The sequence below is a fragment of the Pseudomonas sp. 008 genome, from assembly GCF_016861935.1.
In the GTDB taxonomy this organism is placed as follows: domain Bacteria; phylum Pseudomonadota; class Gammaproteobacteria; order Pseudomonadales; family Pseudomonadaceae; genus Aquipseudomonas.
Genome location: NZ_BOMA01000001.1, coordinates 689,316 through 707,325, shown reverse-complemented (window position 1 = coordinate 707,325; position 18,010 = coordinate 689,316). Strand labels below are relative to the sequence as shown.

The following is an 18,010-nucleotide window of genomic DNA, read 5'->3' as shown; positions in this document are numbered from 1 at the left end:
TGATCGAATTTTATGTTTTTCACTTCGTTCAACGATTTATAAATAGGAAAGTAAAGGTGATCAATAATTGTGATGATGCAAAATATGTGTGGTTGGTTTCGTGGCTTAAGCGAGGTTTCGGTTTTTTGCCTCGATCCATTGCGCCATGTATTGCGTACTTTTATGGTGGTGGTGGCGCAACATACTGCCGGTAAAATTATCGCGTCTAAGTTGAGGCAAGTGTTGTTGGCAGTGCAACAACTTCTTGATCAATGCAGGGCCATGTTCCGACGTTTTATATCGATCGGCCAGCAACCTCTGTCCGTGGGATTGGGCTTGTGCCCAAAGCGCTTCATTCTTGTACAGCCGCACCGCACAGTCAGCCACTTCCCGTGCCGTGCGGGCAACGGCCCCAGGCCACGGATGTTCGCCGTGCATCGCTTCGGCACCGATAGGCGTTGTAACCGTGGGCGTGCCGCACAGCATGGCGTCGACAATCTTGCCTTTAATACCGGCACCGAAACGCAGAGGCGCCAGACAAATGCGTGCCGCCGACATCACTTGCAAAGCATCTTCTGCCCAGTTCATGACATGAAAACCCTGGGCCGGGTTATGCAGCGCGGTAGCTTTGGGGGGCGTGTAAGCACCGTAGATATGCAACTGAGCCGCGGGCAGTTGCTCGCGGATCAACGGCCAGATGGTTGTTTTCATCCAGAGCACCGCATCCCAGTTGGGCGCATGTCGAAAATTGCCGATGCTGAGAAAGTGCGCCCGATCTTCAAAGGCTGTCGGCGGTACGCACGCAGGCTCGACCATCAGCGGACACCAGTGCAGCAAGTTGCGCGGTAGCTTGAACTGCTCGACCAGCAATTCGATCTCCACTTCAGAGATCATCAGGTTCAAGTCGCAACGGTACAGCGCAGCAATCTCCCGTTTGGCGAGATCGGTGTCAGCCATCAGTTCGAATTCTTCGCGCAACGCCGGCGCGAACAAGTCGCTGAAATCATTGTTGTCGTCACTGGCCTTCAAGCGATCCTTGAGCCGTTGATGCCGTGCATGACGAAGGCTTTGCAGGTCAGAGGTCTCAAGCACGCGCAAGGCGTTGGGGCAGTGTTTTTCGACTCGCCAACCGAACTGTTCTTCCATCATGAACTGGTCGAACAGGACAATATCCGGTGCGAGTTCACTGATAAACGCATCGAAGCTGCTGTTGTTCAATTCGATCGGCACTTCGCGGATGCCCAGCGCGGTCAGGTCAGCACGATGCTCACCGGTTCCAGCCGGACTGCTGAAGGTGATGTCCCAGCCTTGCTGCAAGAACGTATCGAGGATTTGCATCACATGCCCGCTGGCCGCCGAAGAACGGGGCTCGGGCCAGACGTAACCAATGACAAGGACTTTGGTTGCGTGGGGCTGGATCATGTAAGGGCGTTCCTTGAGGCGGGTAAAGGGCGGGGGAGAAGATGAAGGCCGTAATTAAACCACAGCCCGCAGTGCTTTTCCGTCCGCCATCCTGCGCCAGGGACAGTGCTCGCGATCACACCGCCTCACTACGTCACGACAACAGTTGCGAGGATTTTCCCAAGTTGATTCGAACAGGGTCGATGACCCGGCCTGAACCGGCATTTTTCAACGCACGGCGCAACGCCGACAGGTTGTCGTAGAACGCCGGGGCGTTGGTCTTCAACTGGCTCAACAGTGACGTGACCATTGACTGGGAGTCGGCGTTGAGCAAAGCAGGCGCCGTATGGAAAAGCTCCGAAGGAATGAATGCCGGAGGATCCAGCAATATGGGGGCATCGGCACCTGCCAGCTTGCTGGAAAGGTCGATGTGCGTGCGACCTTTGGCCAGATTCAACAACTCGGCTACGTCCACTTCACCCGACTTCAAGGCATGTTTTTGCGATTTTTGTGCGTAGAAGAAGTCCAGAGTGTCGGGACCTCCATGGGACATCTCATGGATCAACACGTCGGCGATTGTACTGTTGTCATACTTAACGCTGCGGTAAAAATCGTTCAGGTGGTCTGCATAAAATACGATGAACTCTTCAAGGGGGGCGTCGGCCTTGGACGCGGCTTGCCAGCTTCGATACTTGCCAGGGTATAACCCGCCTATGACCGATTTTTGGGTGCTGGCCTCGATGGTGAAATTGGTGGTCTTGATCGCATCAAGGTCATCTTTGATCAACAGAAGATCGTCCAGGTATCGTTCGGCAATTGCGGACGAATCGTCACCGAAAAATGTCCGGTAGACGAATTTCCTGTCAGTGTCGTGAAGGCGACTGCCTAATACCTCTATCGCATTGCTGACTTTATTTCGCGCAACGGGCAGAGCATTCTTGATGATCGCGCGGCTGTAATTTTTCGGCAGCAGTCGATGCCATCCACGAACGGGAATGAAGTCCGTCAATTTCAGGTTTCTCAGTGGCGCCCCCCATGGCGAGCCCGTTTTTACGTTGAGGGCGTACCAGTCTCCGCGTTTTTCGACAATCAACAGATGGGCAGGCTCGCCTGTATCGCCCAGTTTGTTCCAGGAGCCCTGCAGGATGTCTGTGCGATTGGCTGCTTTGAGCAAGTCATAGGTTTGCGCGCTGCCCGTGAGTCGGCGGACTTGAAATGTCGCCGCCTCGATGGCCGCCAGACTGTGTTTACTGAATTGCAATGCGCCTTTCTTGATCAGGTGTGCACCGCTGAAGAGCAAATCAGGTGCGCCATCCAGCGGGTTCAAGAGTGAAACCGCCAGGCGTGAGGTGAGTTTGCCGAGTTGGGCGGACCTTGACGCAAATGAGGTCGCTTTCGAGGCGGCACTGGTGAGTTTTGCGCTGAGGCCGATTATCGAGCCGACCACCGCCAGGCCATCGAGTATGCAGCCGACAGCGCCTTCGGCCCGGGTGGTGCTGCTGTCTGATGACAGGTCTTCAATGCATTTTTTGAACGGCACGACCAAATCAATGATGAAAGTCTCGATTTTCTCTGCTTTGTCTCGCTCCAGCTCCAGTGCGGTTCGTCCTTCACCATTGTGCTTGAGTTCTTCATAGCTCGCGAAGGGGCGGTGCTGGACGATGAAAAGGGCCAGTTTTTCCAGTTGCTCATTGAGAAAGCTCTGGTAATGACTACCGATCGACGGGGCACCCGACAGGGGGGCGGCAATCATGCCGAGTTTTTCGATCACGGCGCTGCTCGAGATACCCTCGCGTGGTTCAAAGCCCTGGCTGTAAGCGAGAAAATCAATGGGCATCTGAAATGGGCTCACCGCCGGTGTTGGCTCGGTGAAGTTCCCGGTGAAGTCCACCCTGGCCGGTGAATTGATCTTTCCAGAACTGACAATCAATCGGCCCAAGGCGTTGTTCTTTCGACATTCACCACGCAGGGTGAAGAGCTCATAGCAGTCAACTTCCCCTTGGTAAGATGCGGTGATGATCACCGCGTAACGGCAAGTTGCTGCGTCTTTATCCTGTTGGGTTTCCTTGTAGTGGGTCGGTTGAATGCCGGCACCAATAAGCCCGATGCTACTGACCGGTGTGGTGTAGGGACGCGCCACTGATTTGCGAACGGTATAAACACTGATTTCCCCCATTTGAAGTGCAGTGCGGTCCAGTGCCGGTAACTGTGACAGGGCGAGTTTTATATTAGTGAGAATGCCGGCTTCCAGGTTCTGGTGGTAGGCATCGAAGGCAACCTCATACAATTCGCTTGCCGGCGTCAGATGTTCAATGTCGGGAAGTTCCGGGTAGATGTCATTGGTGTTATTCCAGTCCAGAGTGACCAGGTCATCAGACATGTGCAAATCAACGACGGACATTTTCAACCTCGACCCGCGACCCGGGTTAAAGCCCCGGCCGGTCTTGGTCAGATTCACCGTCTCCAGAAAACGGCAGTTCGGGTACGCCTTCTGCAATTGAGCAAGTGCAATGTTTCGTCGGGAGGGAAGTGGGGTGGTGAGCGAGTGAATGACCTGGTCAAAACGATTGATATGTTGTTGATAGGCATCGATCGCGACGATCAGGGACGGCTTGTCGTACTGGCCGTGTGCGTCAGGGGAGATGACCTTGTTCATGGTCGCCCAATTAATGACGGGCTTGATCGTAGAGGCGTTGTGCAGCAGTTCCAGTTCCGGGGTCACGGGCTCCAACGCCGAAAACTTCAGGAGTTCAGCGTAGGACATCAGCCGCGAGGATCCCGGGTCATAGGCCTCGGCCAAGGCAACCGCCTGCGTGAGCGCAACCCAGGCCGGTGTTCCAAGTCGTATCGATGTGGGCAGGCCTCGGACCAGAAATTCCGGCGCAATTCCCGCCAGCAAGATGAACGTGGCAAGCGGGGTGGCCACTCCCGAATCGCGGCCCAGCCCCACCAGGTGTCGGTCTAGATCCTCCCGGACTGCCTCGGGACTGCGATCGACGTTGCTGGGCTGATAAAGCTCGTAGCCGGCGACCTCACTACCTGTGATGTCTGCCAATGGGTCGATGGCAAGTATGATGGCGGCCACCAGTAGCGATTGAAGATGCTCCTTGGGGGTTTCCTGGTCTTCGTGCGCGCCGTACCAGCCTGTAACGTTGAGGTACTCTTTGGCCCACTCGATCGCTGTTGATGTCTCCAGAATCTGGTCCAGCAAGTAATCCGCGCCGGCTTGCACTTCGTCACTGGTTCTGTTGCCGATGACAGGGCGTGCGAGCTCCTCCAGCATTTGCTGGGGGCGCGAGAACGCTTGCAGAGTGAGGCGCGCCACCTCACCACGCTCAGTCTTGCTCAGTACAAAAGGCGAGTTCTCATGCCCGGAGACGGCTTGCCAACAGTTGCCGATCGGTGGGCCCGCGGGTAAGTCCAGGGACAGGAAGTCAATCAGGTTTCCGGCCTCGGCAACCGTCGTCGGAACCGTCAACTGATTAAAGCGCAGCCATTGTTCAACACTGATGTCGTGAGCGAAATAGATATACCCGCCCGCGTGAAGGGCGATCTCACCAATCATTGATAAAGTCTGCTGGAGTTTCGAGAAATACTTGATGTCTTCCATCAAGTTATGCCAGCCCCCCTGCGAGCCGGCGTAGAGGTTACCCTCGATATCCACTCGCAATGGCGGCAACATATCCGAGGCACTCCAGGCCTCATGTGACGCTATAAAGTCAGGACTAAGGGTGGTGCTTTCCAGTAGTTCTTTTGCAGGACCATAGATTTCATCAAACAAGGAATTCGGGCGATGCGAAATATAGAATGTTGAAAGATCAATCTCTTGCGTGCTTTCCATTCCTTTTATGTAATGCACCAAGGCGCGGACAAAGTCTTCTCGTTCTGCTTGCGTGGCTTTTAGTTGTTGTGCGTTTTCAATCGGAGGGTACACCGAGGCGTGGCTCATAAACATCCATTTAATTAATCGTCGTAGGGATGCGCCAGGCGTAAAATGTTATTGTTTTGGCGCTCGACAAGCGTAACTTCGGCGATTAATAAATGGGTAGTGCTACTTGTTTATTTAATGTGTCGGCTCGGATTTAAAGAGCAACTTGCCGCGATGAAGACGGGCTCGCTAGCATTTCAAAATACGCAATTATTTGACCCGTTCATCGCGATGCGGGGCTTTCACCCCGACGGCCCAGTCAGGGCAATATGTTCTTGACCTTGTCGCGCAACTGGTCAATGGAAAACGGCTTGCCGATCACGTGCATGCCGTCAGGCACTTCGATGCTTTCGGCATAACCGCTGGCGAACAGAATCGGCAACCCGGGGCGCAGCATGCGTGCCTGTTTCGCCAATTCCCGGCCGTCCATGACCGGCAGCCCCACATCGGTCATCAGCAAGTCGATGTGCTGGTCCTCATCGTTGATGAAATCCAGCGCCTCTTCGCAGCCATCGGCCTCAAGTATCCGGTATTCCAGTTCCTCCAGCACATCGACGATCAGCGTGCGCACGATGGCATCGTCTTCGACGACCAGGATGGTGGATGTTTTGGTGGACATAGTGGGGCTCTCAAAGGTTGGATTTGCGATAGCGTCGATCGAAATCGCCGGGCTCTTGCATGAGTAAGTGACGGATCACGACAAGTTCCCGAGGCGTTACAAAGAACAATAGCCGCACAAGAGCCGCGAAGAATAACCGCTCCTTTGCGCCGGAGCAGTGAAATGCAGGATATTGCCGAAAAACGTGTCAGAAAAATGGATCCCTTCGGCCGATTTGGGGCAGACTCGATGGCTTCCAACAGTTCGACAAGGCTTCCCATGACCTCTGCGCCTGCGGTTGATGAGCAACGATTCCGTAAACTCCTGAGCCGCAACGTCAGCCTGCCGTTGGGTGTCGGTGTCATCAGCGCGGCGTTCTTTGTCTTGCTGATCACCTATCTGCTGTCGGTGATCCAGTGGGTCCAGCACTCGGACCGGGTGATCAATAATGCCAATGAAGCGGTAAAACTGACCGTCGATCTGGAAACCGGTATGCGCGGTTTCCTGCTCAGTGGCGACGAGCATTTTCTCGAGCCCTATGAGACGGCCAAGCCAAGAATAACGGTCGCCCTCAATACCTTGCTCGAACTGACCGCGGACAACTCGGTGCAAACCGACCGCTTGCACCGGCTCCAGGCCTTGCAGACGGAATGGGCCAATTACGCGCAATCGATAATCGATTTGCAGCGCGCAGGCGGTGATTACCGCAGCGTCGTCAAGGTCGGGCGCGGCAAACGGTTGACCGATGAGATCCGCAAGCAATTCGAAGACGTGATCGACATGGAGCAGCAGTTGCGTGCCACGCGCAATGAAGAAGTGCGAAGCGCCACCATCTGGAGCATCGCCCTTTATCTGTTGTTCGTGGCCGGTATCAGCGGATTGCTGGCCTATGTCGGCCGCCGGGATCTGCTCAACCTGTCCCGCAGCTACAGCGTCAACCTCGCCGCGCAACAGGCCAGCGCCCGGCGTCTGGAACAGCAGGCCTGGTTGCGCAATGGCCAGACCGAACTGGCCGAGCAAGTCCTGGGACAGTTATCGCTCAATCTGTTGGGCCGCAATATCCTGCAGTTCTGCGCGCAATACCTGGGCAGCGCCGTCGCGGCGATCTATGTCCGTGAGGAGCATGGCGGCCTGAAGCGCATCGCGTCTTACGGTTTCTCCCGGGAACAGGAAGCACTTGAGCAGCAGATTTACAATGGCGAAGGGATTGTCGGCCAGGTGGCGCAACAGGCGCGTCTGATTCGTCTTGATGAGGTGCCAGGGGACTACTTCAAAGTCAGCTCCGGCCTGGGCGACGGTTTACCACGCAGTGTAGTGGCGGTGCCGACCAGCGATGACGATCGCGTCAACGGGGTGATCGAACTCGGTTTCCTGCGACCGCTGACAGATCGTGACATCGAGTTGCTCGAACTGGTTGCCGGTAACATCGGCACCTCAATCGAAGCGGCGCGCTATCGCCAGCGCTTACAGGAAGTGCTGGCCGAAACCCAGCAACTCAACGAAGAGTTGCAGGTTCAGCAAGAAGAACTCAAGAGCGCCAACGAAGAGCTGGAAGAGCAGTCGCGGGTTCTCAAGGAGTCCCAGGCTCACCTGGAAACCCAGCAGATCGAGCTGGAACAAACCAACGACCAACTCGCCGAACAGGCGCAGATCCTGGCCGAGCAACGCGACGCCATGGACCTGAAGAACAGTCAGCTGAATCAGGCCCAGCTTGAGCTTGAGGCCCGCGCCGAAGAGTTGCAGCGTGCCAGCAGGTACAAGTCCGAATTCCTCGCCAACATGTCCCACGAGCTGCGCACGCCGCTGAACAGTTCGTTGATTCTGGCGAAATTGCTGGCGGAAAACCCGCAGGAAAACCTCAGCGCCGAGCAGGTCAAGTTCGCCGAGTCGATCTACTGCGCCGGTAACGACTTGCTCAACCTGATCAACGACATTCTCGACATTTCCAAGGTCGAGGCCGGCAAGCTTGAGGTGCGCCCGGAGAACACCAGCGTTGCGCGCCTGGTGGAAGGCCTGCGAGGAATGTTCGAGCCGTTGGCCGCGGACAAGAAACTGGATTTTGAAGTCGAATTGCGCGCTGACGCCCCGCTAATGCTGTTCACCGATCGCCAGCGCCTGGAGCAAGTGATCAAGAACCTGCTGTCAAACGCGGTGAAATTCACCGAAAAGGGCACAGTCAACCTGATCGTCGCGGCTCAGCCAGGCGAGGGCATCGCTTTTGTCGTCCGTGATTCCGGGATCGGCATTGCGCCGGATCATCAGGACAGCATTTTTGAAGCCTTCCGTCAGGCCGACGGCACCACTAACCGTCGTTACGGCGGAACCGGCCTGGGCCTGTCGATCTCTCGTGATCTGGCCACGTTGCTGGGTGGCTCCATCAGCCTGACCAGCACGCCGGGGCAGGGCAGTGTGTTCACCCTGGTGTTGCCGCAGCACTACATCGAACCGGGCGATACGCCTGTCGAAACGATGAAAGCCACGCCGGTGACCATGCCGCAAGCCATCGTGGCTACCGCGCCTGTGCCGCTGATTGCCGAGGTCGAAATCGCGCGTTTCGATGATGATCGCTACAAGGCGCCGTTCGCCACTCGTTGCATCCTGGTGGTGGAAGATGAGCCGGACTTTGCGCGCATCCTCTACGATCTGGCTCATGAACTGGGTTATCAGTGCCTGGTGGCCTACGGCGCTGATGAAGGCTACGACCTGGCCAGGCAATTCATCCCCGACGCGATCCTGCTGGATATGCGCCTGCCGGATCATTCCGGGCTGACGGTGTTGCAGCGCCTGAAAGAGCACGCCGAAACCCGGCACATTCCCGTGCACGTAATCTCGGTCGAAGACCGTGTCGAGGCCGCCATGCACATGGGCGCCATCGGTTACGCGGTCAAACCGACTACGCGCGAGGAGCTCAAGGAGGTGTTTGCCCGCCTCGAAGCCAAACTGACCCAGAAGGTCAAACGCATATTGTTGGTCGAAGACGACGATCTGCAGCGTGACAGCATCGCCCGATTGATCGGCGACGAGGACATCGAAATCACTGCCGTCGGCCTGGCGCAGGATGCACTCGATTTGCTGCGCACCACGATTTTCGACTGCATGATCATCGACCTGAAACTACCCGACATGCTTGGCAACGACTTGCTCAAGCGCATGTCCTGCGAGGATATCTGCTCGTTCCCACCGGTGATCGTCTATACCGGGCGCAACCTGACCCGGGACGAAGAGGCCGAACTGCGCAAGTATTCGCGCTCGATCATCATCAAGGGCGCGCGTTCACCCGAGCGGTTGCTGGATGAAGTGACACTCTTCCTGCATAAGGTCGAATCCCGCTTATCCCATGAACGCCAGACCATGCTCAAGACCGCCCGCAGCCGCGACAAGGTGTTCGAGGGGCGCAAAGTGCTGCTGGTGGATGACGATGTACGCAATATCTTCGCCCTGACCAGTGCGCTGGAGCAGAAGGGTGCGGTGGTGGTGATTGGCCGTAACGGTCGTGAAGCAATTGAGCGATTAAATGAAGTCGAGGACATCGACCTGGTGCTGATGGACGTGATGATGCCGGAAATGGATGGTTTCGAAGCCACCCTGGAAATCCGCAAGGATCCGCGCTGGCGCAAGCTGCCGATCATTGCGGTGACGGCCAAGGCGATGAAGGACGATCAGGAGCGCTGCTTGCAGGCCGGCTCCAATGACTACCTGGCCAAGCCCATCGACCTGGATCGCCTGTTCTCGCTGATTCGTGTGTGGTTACCGAAGATGGAACGCCTCTAATGGAGCGCAGCGAAATCGAACTGAGGTTGTTGATCGAAGCGATCTACCTCAAATACAGCTACGATTTTCGCGATTACTCCGGCGCGTCGATCAAGCGTCGGGTCAACCATGCATTAAGCCAATTCGAGTGCAATACCATCTCGGCGCTGCAAGAGAAGGTCCTGCACGACCCAACCGCGTTCATGCAGCTGCTGCAATTGCTGACGATTCCGGTCAGCGAAATGTTTCGCGACCCTTCGCACTTCCTGGCGCTGCGTCAGGAAGTGGTGCCGCTGCTCAAGACCTGGCCGTCGATCAAGGTCTGGATTGCCGGTTGCAGCACTGGCGAAGAGGTCTATTCGATGGCGATCCTGCTGCGCGAAGAAGGCCTGCTCGAGCGCACCATCATCTATGCCACCGACATCAACCCGCGCTCGCTGGATAAAGCCAGGCAGGGGATTTTCTCCCTGCAGAATGTTCGAGCCTACACTCACAATTATCAGCAGGCCGGTGGTCAGCGTTCGTTCGCTGATTACTACACGGCGGCCTACGACTACGCGATTTTCGACAAGAGCCTGTGCGACAACGTTACGTTCGCCGATCACAGCCTGGCCACCGATAGCGTGTTCTCCGAAACTCAATTAATTTCGTGCCGTAATGTACTGATTTATTTCAACAAAAAGCTTCAGGATCGAACGTTTGGCTTGTTTCACGAATCTTTGTGTCATCGGGGCTTTCTGGCGCTGGGCAGTAAAGAAACCCTGGATTTTTCGGCCTATGGCAATCAGTTTGAGCCGTTGGTCAAACAAGAAAGGATCTACCGAAAATCATGAACCGTGCAGGTATTCCTTGTGTAGAAGCTATCGTGATCGGTGCTTCGGCCGTCTGCGTGTCGAGCGGGAACGAATCCCATGCTAAGTAACATCCAGACCAAACTGCTGATCGTCGACGACCTGCCGGAGAACCTGCTGGCGCTTGAGGCGTTGATCAAGCGGCAGGACCTCATCGTCTACAAGGCCTTGTCCGCCGATGAAGCCTTGTCGCTGTTGTTGCAGCACGAATTCGCGCTGGCCATTCTCGATGTGCAGATGCCCGGCATGAATGGCTTTGAGTTGGCCGAGTTGATGCGCGGCACGGAAAAAACCAAAAGCATCCCGATTGTGTTCGTCAGTGCCGCTGGCCGTGATCTCAACTACGCATTCAAGGGCTACGAAAGCGGAGCCGTGGACTTTCTGCACAAGCCGCTGGATGTTCACGCGGTCAAGAGCAAGGTCAATGTCTTCGTCGATCTGTATCGCCAGAGCAAGGCGATGAAGCAACAGGTCGAAGCCCTGGAGCAAAGTCGCCGCGAACAGGGGGTGCTGCTCGAACAGTTGCAGAACACCCAGAAAGAACTGAAGCAGGCGGTGCGCATGCGCGATGACTTCATGTCCATCGTTGCGCATGAAGTCCGTACACCGCTCAATGGTCTGATCCTCGAAACCCAGTTGCGCAAAATGCACCTGGCCCGGGATAACGCCGCGGCGTTCACCCTGGACAAAATGCACGCCATGGTCGAGCGCGACGAGCGGCAGATCAAAAGCTTGATCCGCCTGATCGAAGACATGCTTGATGTGTCGCGGATCCGCACCGGCAAGTTGTCGATCCGCCCGACTCGGTTTGACCTGGTGCAACTGGCGCACAATCTTTTGCAAAACTTCGCACCGCAGGTTGAGGCCGCAGAGTCGTCAGTCAGCTTGATCGCCGACCAACCCGTGATGGGCGACTGGGACGAGTTTCGTATCGAACAAGTGATTTGCAACCTGCTGACTAATGCGTTGCGCTATGGTGCCAAGAGCGCGATCGACGTTCGCGTGTACAATCACCACGGGCAAGCGCGGGTTGAGGTTCAGGATCGCGGTATCGGGATCGGTGTAGAGAATCAACAGCGCATTTTTCAGCAGTTCGAGCGGGTTTCCACCAGGGCCGTGGTGGCGGGGCTGGGCCTGGGGTTGTTTATTTCGCAGCAGATTGTCGCCGCCCATGGTGGCTCCATTACCGTCGAGAGCCGGATTGGCGAAGGCGCCTTGTTTCGCGTTTGTCTGCCGCTGCAGGAAAACAGCCCGATGAACGCAACCTCTGATTGACCACATGGTCGTATCAGCAGCTATTGACCGAACAAAGGTTTTCCATGAGTGAAGATGCACAAGACGTGGTACTGATCGTTGAAGATGACCCTTCGATTTTGATGGTGCTGTCCGCTTATTTGTCGGGTGAAGGTTACCGGGTGCTGCAAGCCGAAAACGGTGAGCAGGCCTTTGAGATCCTGGCGAGCAAACCGAACCTGGACATGATGATCACCGACTTCCGCCTGCCTGGCGGGATTTCTGGCGTGCAAATCGCCGAGCCTGCCGTGAAGTTGCGACCGGAACTCAAGGTGATCTTCATCAGCGGTTACCCGCAGGAAATCCGTGAGACCGACAGCCCGATCACCCGCAAGGCACCGATCCTGGCCAAGCCATTCGATCTGGATGTGTTGCAACAGATCATGCAGGACATGCTCTCCTGAAGCTGCGTCGACGGTTGTGTCGTACGGCGCCCCTTTAGGAGCTGCCGAAGGCTCGGGCCGCGTTCGGACGATCTTTTGATCTTGATTAAAGCCCTTGCTGCAATGCCGGATCATCCGGATTGAGCTGCTCGAGCTGCGCCAACAGGATCTGTACGTTCTGCAACTGTCCGCTTTCCTTCCAATAGTTGATCAACAGCACGCGCGCCTTGCGATCGGCCGGGTGACGCTGGACGATTTCCTGCAGCTGTTTCTGCGCGGCCTCCAGCTCTTGCTCGCCATGCAACGTGGTGGCCAGGTCGTAGCGGTAATCCTTGTTGTCGGGTTCAAGCTCTACGGCTTTGGACAGCCCGAGCAACGCGAACTCACTTTGCCCGTGATGCAGCAACCAGAGCCCCAACGCATGTTGCAGATAGGCCGAATCGGGCTGGGCCTTTAACTGCTTCGCCAACAATTGCTGGGCGGCATCGCTTTGGCCCAGTCGATCCAGCACGTCAATCTGCATTACCAGTGCCGGCAAGTTGCCGGGCGCCAGTTGCAACGTGCGCTCCAATGCCTGCTGCGCGTCCTTCAGTTCGGCATTGTGCAAATGCAGGCGTGCCAGTTGGTACTGGGTGTCGGCGCTTTCCGGCTGCTGCTTGAGGACCTGTTCCCAAGCGTCAATGGCTTGCTCCAGGGGGCCGAAATACAACCCCAGCTCATCCGGGGACAGCCCCAACAAGGCGTTGACCGCCGTAAACCGAACGCTTGGGTCGCTGTCATCGAGCAAGGGCCCGAGCAACAGACTTCGCTGTCCATTGGGCACTAAACCGCTGATGCTTTTGATCGCCGCGATGCGTACATCCGCCGATGGATGTTGCAGGTCCGCATCCGCCAGTTTCAAGGCTTGCGGGCTGGGGTAGTTGGGCAGTTCGGCATGCAGCCAGACGCGGCGCTTGTCGGACAGGTCAGGGCGGCCCAATTGCTGGTAAAGCACCCGCGCCGCCCCCGGTTGACCCGTGCGTGCCTGGGTCAGCGCTTCGCTGTAGCCGCGTCGAATTGCCTCCGGCACCACAGGCGTCGTGCTGCGCAAAAAAAACCAGGCGAGGGCGAGGGCAAACAGTGCGCAGAGGCTGATGAGCAGATAGCGGCGGGACTGAGGCATGCAGGGATCCGGAAGCTGACAGGCTTTTACAAAGTCACCAGCTTCGGTCAGGCCGGGCTGTGAGTCAAACCCTGGCTCAGTTCAGCACGTAGTCATCGGGCTCAAGGGCCGGTGGCAAGTCGGTTTGCCCCAACGCTGCCAGCACTTCGCGCTCCAGTGTGCGCAAAATCGCATTGCACGGCAGATCGTTCTCATCGAAGCCGAACGGGTCCTCCAGATCGTCGCCGATTTCGTCGAGGCCGAAAAAGGTGTAGCTGACAATGGCGGTAATCACCGGTGTCAGCCAGCCAAGAGGTTCGGCCATGGCGAACGGCAACAGGATGCAGAACAGGTAGATGGTGCGGTGCAGCAACAGGGTGTAGGGGAAGGGCAGCGGCGTACTTTTGATGCGTTCGCAACTGGCCTGGACCTGACTGAGGCTGACCAGTCGCGTTTCCAGTTGGGTATAACGCCATTCGCTGATCTGGCCGCGCTCGGCAAGGGCCGAGCACCGGACTCCGATCCGCTGCAAGAGCGCGTCAGTGATGTTCGGATGCTCTGCGTCCACGGCATCCTGCGTCCACGGTTTGATGGCGCTCATCTCGTTTTCAACGCGCAGGCGGGCGATCAGGCCATGGGCGAACCCGCAGAGCTCACGCAGCATAAGTTCACGTTCGGCCGCCACCATCAGCCCCTGGGTTTGACGAATCAGCGATCGCACTTCGATGATCAACTGCCCCAGATGCTTGCGGCCCTCCCACCAGCGGTCGTAGCAGGCATTGTTGCGAAAACTCATGAAGATCGACAACGACAGACCCAGCAGGGTGAACGGCGTGGCGTTGACCTTGGAGAAATACGCCGGGTGCCAGATCTCCACCAGCACGATTACCGACGCCAGCAGGGTCACCAACAGACTGCGCAAGGCAATGCGCTTGGCAATCGAGCCTTTAAGGGAAAACAACATGCCGAGCAGATTCGGCTTGGGACGCACAATCATGGGCAGGGGCTTTATAGAGAGAGTGATGCTTTCGCAGCGATTTCAGCCTAGGGGCATGGGGGGATCCTGTCCAATCGCTTTGGCTGACGAAATGATCGACAGGCTCTATCGACGCAGGCGTGTCCATCGGCGAAATGGCCTACAGGTCTTGTCGACATTGAAACTCGTCGAAGCAAGGAAGCAATGACTACGCTTGCAGGAGATGACTCGATGAGCGCTCCCATGCAACCGCTGCTTCAATACTTCAAGGCGATTCTCAACCCCGGACGCGAGGTGCTGCTGTTTGCCCTGAGAACCATCGTGGCCGGGTTGCTGACGCTGTATCTGGCCTTTGTGTTCGACCTCGACCAACCCAAGTGGTCGATCATGGCGGTGATCATCGTCAGCCAGCCATTGGGCGGCATGGCCCTGGCCCGAAGTTTCGGCCAGATCATCGGCACCACGTTGGGCGCGGCGGTCGCGGTGTTGATCATGGCCATTTTCCCCCAGGCGCCGCTGCCCTTCATCATCACCCTGGCCTTGTGGTTGGCGCTGTGTACCGCCGGCGGCACTCTGTTGCGCTACACCAGTTCCCAGGCGTTTGTCCTGAGCGGTTACACGGCAGTGGTGGTGGCACTGCTGGCGCAACCCGATCAGGAGGGTACGTTCCTGCTGGCAGTCACTCGCGTGACAGAAACATTGTTGGCGGTGGCCTGCGTGTGCGTTGTCAGCCTTCTGACGGCGCGACCGGAGGCGGTGGCCAAGGGTTATTTCGCCAAGATCGATCAAGTGATCAAACTGCTCGCGACTCACGCGGCAGCGGTGATTCGAACCGAGGAAAGCGAGGCCGATTTCCACAAGCGGCAAATGCAACTGTTGGGCGAGATCAGCGCCCTTGAAGGGCTGCGAAGACATTTGTACTTCGATGCACCACGGTTGCGCAGTGCCAATAGCCTGGTGCAGTTGCTTGGCAATCAACTGGTGCTGCTGACTTCGCGGCTGACGGCTTTGCGTCACCAGCGGCAATTACTCACCGAACGTTGGGAGGGCGCGTTGCCGGAAGAAATACAGCGGTTGCGCAGCGAGGAACTGGCATTCCTTGATGAGTTGGCCGTGCAAGGTCGCTCATTGTCGACCGAGGCGCGGCATCATTTTTTGACGCTGCAACAGCGTTTCGATGACCAGGCCTACAAGGCCGAACAACTCACCGAGACGATGCCTGCCACGCTGCGTTCATTGGCCTGGGCACTGCGCTGGGAGCAGGCACGGATGTTGGAACAACTGGGGCAGATTCTGGAACTGAGCGACGCGATCCAGGAAGGACGGGAAGCCAGTTGCGTGTTCCGCGGCCAGGACAACCCGTTGCATCTGGACTTCACGTTGGCAGCAATGAACGCAATCCGGGCATTTACCGCGTTGCTGGTGGCGGGGCTGATCTGGATCGAGACTGCTTGGGATGGGGCCCGTGGCGGGATGATTGTAGTGGGGATTCTTTGTTCGCTGATGGCGACTTTTCCGCGGCCATTGCTGGCCAGTCAAAGCTTTGCCAGGGGGCTGGGTCTGGCCTTGGTGGTGTCGGCGTTCTATCTGTTCATGCTGATGCCGATGATCAGTGACTTCGAGTTGCTCGCCTTGTTGTTTGCGCCACTGCTGTACGCGGTCGCGGTGGGGCTGGCCAGTCCGCCAACCACTGGCACAGGCATTGGTCTTGGACTGACGACCATGCTGTTGCTGGGGCCGCAAAACGCAGGAATCGGCCAAAACTCTGCCATTCAGTGGTTTGAATTTGCCGGCGCGTATATCAGCGCCGCCGCGCTGGCGCTCAGTGTTTACGCCTTGATCTTCCCGTTCAGGCCCGATTTACGAATGCGCCGGCTGTTCAATGAAAGCTGCGAGCAGGTCTACGCTTTGTTGAAGACGCCGGCCACCGATGAACAGCAATTTGCGTTTGAAAGCCGTATGGTTGATCGCCTGACCATGATGTTGGGACTATTGCCGGCAACCAGCGACAAGCACTCCCGCGAGCTGTTCGAAGTCAGCCTCGGGTGCATGGCACTGGGGGTGGCTTTGAACCAGCTCAGGCAGCAGGGGCAGAGCAATACGTTGTTGAGTACGCAACAACAGAACCGTTTGCTGGCGGCTGTCCGAGAGACAGGGCGATTGATCGCCGGGCGACCCGGGGTTGACCTTGTGCAGTTGCTCGGAAGCTTGCACGTCTTGGGCGATGAAATGGACGACTTGCATCTAGACGTTCATGAACACCTGTGGTCGGTATTCAGGATGCGCGTGGCGTTGTTGATCGTGGTGTCGTTTCTGGAGCGCCATCGCAAATACTTTCAACCCGCAGACAAGGAAGGAGTGCCAGCCCTTGCCCATTGATCTGGAAGTGGGTGGCGTCTATCTGCCGCCAATCGCCCAGGCCCTGTTGCTGGCCTTGCCGATTTTTCTGCTGTTGGACTGGACCTTGCGCCGCTTGGGGGTGTTGCGTTTTGTCTGGCATGAAGCGCTGTTCGAAGGCGCATTGTATGCCTGCGTATGCGCAACGTTGATTCTGGTGATGGGAGCCTGATGCCTTGAAGACGATCCTTGCCCGACTCGCGACCCTTGCAGTGGTGGTGCTGGCCGTCATCCTCGGCTGGTTCGCCTGGGAGCATTACACCCGCGCCCCCTGGACTCGCGATGCACGGGTTCGCGCCGATGTGGTGACGTTGTCCGCCGATGTCTCGGGGCGGATCGTCAGCCTGAGCGTTCAAGACAACCAGCGTGTCGAGAAAGGCCAGTTGCTGCTGGAGATCGACCCGGCTCGGTATACGCTGGCGGTGGAGCATGCCAAGCGTGCGGTGGAAGTTGCCAAAGCCACGCTGGGTCAGTCCGAAGCGACGATTGTCTCCAGCGAAGCGCTGCTGCGCCAGCGTCAAAGCGAAGAGCAGCGCCGTCGAACCCTTAAACAGCGCTTCGCGATCTCCGGCGAAGAGTGGGAAAAGTCCAGTACCGAAGTGGCTGTGGCGCAGGCGGAACTCTTGCGCAATCAGGCCAATCTGGGCCTGGCACATGCCAACGTGCAGCTGGCGATCGCCGCTCTGACCCAGGCCGAACTGGACTTGCAGCGCACACGGGTCGCAGCGCCTGTCAGCGGTTATGTGACCAACCTGTTGACGCGTCAGGGGGATTACGCCACGGCCGGAGGGGCGTTGTTGGCTCTGGTGGACAGCGACTCGTTTTATATCAGCGGCTACTTTGAAGAAACCAAGCTGCCGCGAATCGCGGAGGGCGATCGGGTCAGGGTCGAGTTGATGAGCGGTGAAACCTTCGGTGGCACCGTACAAAGCATCGCTTTTGCTATCGCCGACCGCGAGAACTCACCGGGCAGTCGTCTGCTGGCCAACATCAACCCCAGTTACACCTGGGTCAAACTGGCGCAACGGGTGCCGGTGCGGATTCAGATCGACGCCGACTATATCGCCAAAAACAGCCTGCGTGCCGGGACCACGGCCACCGTCACTGTCATGGAAAACCGGGATAACGAGGCAACCCACTAACCCCATATGGGGACGGGCCTTTGTGGCGAGGGGGCTTGCCCCCGTTGGGTCGCGAAGCGGCCCCAATCTACGACTGCTGCGCAGCCGAACGGGGGCAAGCCCCCTCGCCACAAAGGCTCGCTCCCACAGGGAATGTGTTGAATTAAATACCGACAAAAAAAAGCCCCGCGA

Annotated in this window: 12 protein-coding genes; 7 read left to right on the top strand and 5 right to left on the bottom strand. The window is 57.2% G+C overall.

The features are described from left to right. Nucleotides 1–105: 105 nt before the first annotated feature. The 3 genes from JUI81_RS03060 to JUI81_RS03050 all read right to left on the bottom strand — a co-directional run bounded on the left by JUI81_RS03060 (nucleotide 106) and on the right by JUI81_RS03050 (nucleotide 5,927). A complete protein-coding gene (locus tag JUI81_RS03060; protein WP_204123704.1) occupies nucleotides 106–1,401 on the bottom strand; it encodes a glycosyltransferase in 1,296 nt (431 codons plus the stop codon). A gap of 133 nt (nucleotides 1,402–1,534) precedes the next feature. Beyond that, a complete protein-coding gene (locus JUI81_RS03055) occupies nucleotides 1,535–5,329 on the bottom strand; it encodes a hypothetical protein (protein WP_204123703.1) in 3,795 nt (1,264 codons plus the stop codon). Nucleotides 5,330–5,567: 238 nt separating this feature from the next. After that, on the bottom strand, nucleotides 5,568–5,927 hold the full coding sequence (locus JUI81_RS03050; protein WP_204123702.1) for a response regulator: 360 nt from the start codon (nucleotides 5,925–5,927) through the stop codon (nucleotides 5,568–5,570). Between the two features lie 258 nt (nucleotides 5,928–6,185). On the opposite strand from JUI81_RS03050, the gene JUI81_RS03045 reads away from it, so the two are divergent. The 4 genes from JUI81_RS03045 to JUI81_RS03030 all read left to right on the top strand — a co-directional run bounded on the left by JUI81_RS03045 (nucleotide 6,186) and on the right by JUI81_RS03030 (nucleotide 12,204). Next, nucleotides 6,186–9,677: a response regulator gene (locus JUI81_RS03045; protein WP_204123701.1), complete on the top strand. Its 3,492-nt coding sequence runs from the start codon at nucleotides 6,186–6,188 to the stop codon at nucleotides 9,675–9,677. Continuing rightward, a complete protein-coding gene (locus JUI81_RS03040; protein ID WP_204123700.1) occupies nucleotides 9,677–10,489 on the top strand; it encodes a protein-glutamate O-methyltransferase CheR in 813 nt (270 codons plus the stop codon). The genes JUI81_RS03045 and JUI81_RS03040 overlap by 1 nt, the downstream gene beginning before the upstream one ends. Before the next feature lie 78 nt (nucleotides 10,490–10,567). Continuing rightward, nucleotides 10,568–11,782, top strand: coding sequence for a hybrid sensor histidine kinase/response regulator (locus tag JUI81_RS03035; protein ID WP_204123699.1), 1,215 nt, complete (start codon nucleotides 10,568–10,570; stop codon nucleotides 11,780–11,782). A 44-nt stretch (nucleotides 11,783–11,826) separates the two neighbouring features. Then, nucleotides 11,827–12,204 carry a response regulator gene (locus JUI81_RS03030; RefSeq protein ID WP_018926027.1) on the top strand — a complete coding sequence of 126 codons (378 nt, stop codon included), beginning with the start codon at nucleotides 11,827–11,829 and terminating at the stop codon, nucleotides 12,202–12,204. A gap of 85 nt (nucleotides 12,205–12,289) precedes the next feature. Here JUI81_RS03030 and JUI81_RS03025 read toward each other — a convergent pair whose 3' ends face one another. Both JUI81_RS03025 and JUI81_RS03020 read right to left on the bottom strand, forming a co-directional pair. Beyond that, complete coding sequence (locus JUI81_RS03025; protein WP_019579051.1) at nucleotides 12,290–13,345, bottom strand: tetratricopeptide repeat protein; 1,056 nt, start codon at nucleotides 13,343–13,345, stop codon at nucleotides 12,290–12,292. 76 nt (nucleotides 13,346–13,421) lie between these two features. Beyond that, the gene (locus JUI81_RS03020; RefSeq protein WP_204123698.1) at nucleotides 13,422–14,321 is read right to left on the bottom strand and encodes a bestrophin family protein; all 900 of its coding nucleotides are present in this window, start codon (nucleotides 14,319–14,321) and stop codon (nucleotides 13,422–13,424) included. Between the two features lie 210 nt (nucleotides 14,322–14,531). On the opposite strand from JUI81_RS03020, the gene JUI81_RS03015 reads away from it, so the two are divergent. From JUI81_RS03015 to JUI81_RS03005, 3 genes are read left to right on the top strand one after another with little or no spacing between them, the layout of a single operon-like run. Next, the gene (locus JUI81_RS03015; protein WP_204123697.1) at nucleotides 14,532–16,679 is read left to right on the top strand and encodes an FUSC family protein; all 2,148 of its coding nucleotides are present in this window, start codon (nucleotides 14,532–14,534) and stop codon (nucleotides 16,677–16,679) included. Further along, nucleotides 16,669–16,869 (top strand): DUF1656 domain-containing protein, encoded by a 201-nt coding sequence (locus tag JUI81_RS03010; protein ID WP_008026537.1) that lies wholly within the window; start codon nucleotides 16,669–16,671, stop codon nucleotides 16,867–16,869. The genes JUI81_RS03015 and JUI81_RS03010 overlap by 11 nt, the downstream gene beginning before the upstream one ends. 4 nt (nucleotides 16,870–16,873) lie before the next feature. Then, entirely contained in the window at nucleotides 16,874–17,839 is a 966-nt protein-coding gene (locus tag JUI81_RS03005) for an HlyD family secretion protein (RefSeq protein WP_019579048.1), read from the top strand. Nucleotides 17,840–18,010 lie beyond the last annotated feature (171 nt).

Coding starts and splice junctions, on each gene's coding strand:
- JUI81_RS03060 (WP_204123704.1), bottom strand. CDS start 1,401: ATGATCCAGCCCCACGCAACCAAAGTCCTTGTCATTGGTTACGTCTGG.
- JUI81_RS03055 (WP_204123703.1), bottom strand. CDS start 5,329: ATGAGCCACGCCTCGGTGTACCCTCCGATTGAAAACGCACAACAACTA.
- JUI81_RS03050 (WP_204123702.1), bottom strand. CDS start 5,927: ATGTCCACCAAAACATCCACCATCCTGGTCGTCGAAGACGATGCCATC.
- JUI81_RS03045 (WP_204123701.1), top strand. CDS start 6,186: ATGACCTCTGCGCCTGCGGTTGATGAGCAACGATTCCGTAAACTCCTG.
- JUI81_RS03040 (WP_204123700.1), top strand. CDS start 9,677: ATGGAGCGCAGCGAAATCGAACTGAGGTTGTTGATCGAAGCGATCTAC.
- JUI81_RS03035 (WP_204123699.1), top strand. CDS start 10,568: ATGCTAAGTAACATCCAGACCAAACTGCTGATCGTCGACGACCTGCCG.
- JUI81_RS03030 (WP_018926027.1), top strand. CDS start 11,827: ATGAGTGAAGATGCACAAGACGTGGTACTGATCGTTGAAGATGACCCT.
- JUI81_RS03025 (WP_019579051.1), bottom strand. CDS start 13,345: ATGCCTCAGTCCCGCCGCTATCTGCTCATCAGCCTCTGCGCACTGTTT.
- JUI81_RS03020 (WP_204123698.1), bottom strand. CDS start 14,321: ATGATTGTGCGTCCCAAGCCGAATCTGCTCGGCATGTTGTTTTCCCTT.
- JUI81_RS03015 (WP_204123697.1), top strand. CDS start 14,532: ATGAGCGCTCCCATGCAACCGCTGCTTCAATACTTCAAGGCGATTCTC.